General features: G+C 49.8%; 2 protein-coding genes and 1 pseudogene. All 3 read right to left on the bottom strand.

The window, feature by feature from the left end; genetic code table 11:
• Positions 1-172 precede the first annotated feature (172 nt).
• A complete protein-coding gene (locus Q0236_RS06325; RefSeq protein ID WP_297916149.1) occupies positions 173-751 on the bottom strand; it encodes an NAD(P)H-dependent oxidoreductase in 579 nt (192 codons plus the stop codon).
• Positions 752-862: 111 nt separating this feature from the next.
• Positions 863-1,480 (bottom strand): Type 1 glutamine amidotransferase-like domain-containing protein, encoded by a 618-nt coding sequence (locus Q0236_RS06320; RefSeq protein ID WP_297916147.1) that lies wholly within the window; start codon positions 1,478-1,480, stop codon positions 863-865.
• A gap of 376 nt (positions 1,481-1,856) precedes the next feature.
• Positions 1,857-2,014, bottom strand: a pseudogene (locus tag Q0236_RS06315) (hypothetical protein); the annotation flags it as partial.

The following is a 2,014-nucleotide window of genomic DNA, read 5'->3' as shown; positions in this document are numbered from 1 at the left end:
GCAGTTTAGCCGCGAATACGCAAGGATGTTTGGCGTACCGCCTAAAATCCATAGCGAAATTCTACGCTCCGGCGTAGCATGAGTTTAAATTTAGATCAAATTTAACGGCACAAAGGGCAGGGTAAAATTTCTACTGTCTAGCTTATAAATTTGCGCTAAAGTCTGCTTAAATTTAGCCGAAAACCCTTTTTAGATGCGCTTCGTAATCCCTCGTAAAACGCTCTACGTCCGGGTTTTTAATGACGTCGTTGCACATAAAAGTAGGCAGCCTTTTCGTGCCTAAAAACTCATTTGCCTTATGAAAATGCAAATAAACGCCGTCCACGCCCACGCCCTCGAAAAAATCCCCGGGCTTGTCAAACGCCTGAAGCGGCGCATTCCACGTGACGCTTAGCATGTGCGATTTGCCCTTTATTAGCCCGCCGGTGCCGTAGCCGTCGTTTGGACTCGCGCTGTGCCGCCCGTCGTTTGCCACTATCTTGCCGATACCGCTCATAAACACCTCGTCGATATATTTTTTAACGAGCCAAGGCTCGCCCATCCACCACGCGGGCATCTGCCAGATCACGGCGTCCATCCATAGAAATTTCTCCACCTCGCCCTCTAAGTCGTAGCCCTCATGTATCGTAGTTTCGCGCGTTTCGTGTCCTAGCGACCCTAGCGTCTTTTTCGCTAGCTCGTGCAAGGTTTTGTTTAGCTTGCCGCCTTTGCCGTTAAACGGAGCTCCGCCGTTGATAAGTAGTATTTTCATTTTGATCCTTTGATTAAATTTATTCGTTAGCGGCTTACCACACCTAAATTTAAATTCTGCCTTGCGCCTTATATGCGAACGCAAGCGTAAATTTTACTTTCGCGCCGCAGTTTAGCGCCCTAAAATTTCAAATTTATCGCCGTGCACCGCAATCGCCTCGGCGTTATTTATCGGCGCCAAATTTAGCTTGCCGCCGTAAATTTTTAAAATTTCAGCCGCGCTTTGTACGAAAGGCTCCTCGCCGTAGTGCGGCACCGGGTAAAATTTCACCAGATCAAGCCCTGTTTGCGCCGCCGCCCCGTAGTCGCCCGCATCGTCCATCACACTCGCGTACTCCACGCTGGGAGCTGCGATCATAGCGCCCGCCGACTCGCCCACATACACGAGCTCGCCGCTTCGGACGCGATCTGCGATGAGGCCAGTAAGACCTTTCTTTTTAAGCTCGCGCAAAAGATAAAAGGTGTTGCCGCCGCTTACGTAAAGCACCCGCGCCGCGCCGATCTTTGCCTTCGCTTCGGACGCGCTCGCTTTTGAAACGTCTAAAATTTGAACTGTAAAACCCATTTTGACAAACGCCTCTTTCGCCTCGTCCACGTAGTCTCGGTACTCCTCGACGTTTGCCGCAGTCGGGATAAAAAGCACCTCTTTAGCGCGGATATTTTGCCTCGCATAGTCCTCAAAAAGCGTCGCCGCGCCCGCAAAATAGGAGCATAAAAACATCTCTATCATTGTTTTTCCTTTCATTAAATTTGCGCTGATTTAAAGCGCTCGTAAAGCTTGGCCGCAATGACTGCGAGCAAACGTATTTCAATTAAATTCTACCACGCCCACAAAGCAAGCGCAAGAAAAAAAATGGCGTGAGCGGAATTCTATCGATAAAAGGGCAAAATTTACCGCCGCAGCGGTTTACAAACTATGCAAAAACCGAATGGCAGCGTAAACCGCTCCACAATCACCAACTGCCTGGCGGTTTCAAACTTCACTAAAACGACGCGAACCGATCAAATCGAGCTGGCTAGAGGAGTCGATCAGAGCGAACGATCAAAACGATCAAATTAAGCCGATCGACCGAACTGATCAAGGCAAGTCAGCCAAGGCAAAACGGCTAGTGCTTTTTATCTTTAAAAAATCTAACGATCTTAGCCTGCAGCTTGAACCACTCGCTAAGCTCCATTATAGGATGCCCTGCGTAGTTTTTGCCGCCCGCTAAATCCTTGCTTATGCCGCCGCGCGCCGCCCTCGCTCGGGGTCGACCCGGCAGCC

It is taken from the genome of uncultured Campylobacter sp. (assembly GCF_938031315.1).
Taxonomy (GTDB): Bacteria; Campylobacterota; Campylobacteria; order Campylobacterales; family Campylobacteraceae; genus Campylobacter_B.
Note: the sequence above shows the minus strand (reverse complement) of the source record. Positions and strands in the feature narration are given on the sequence as shown.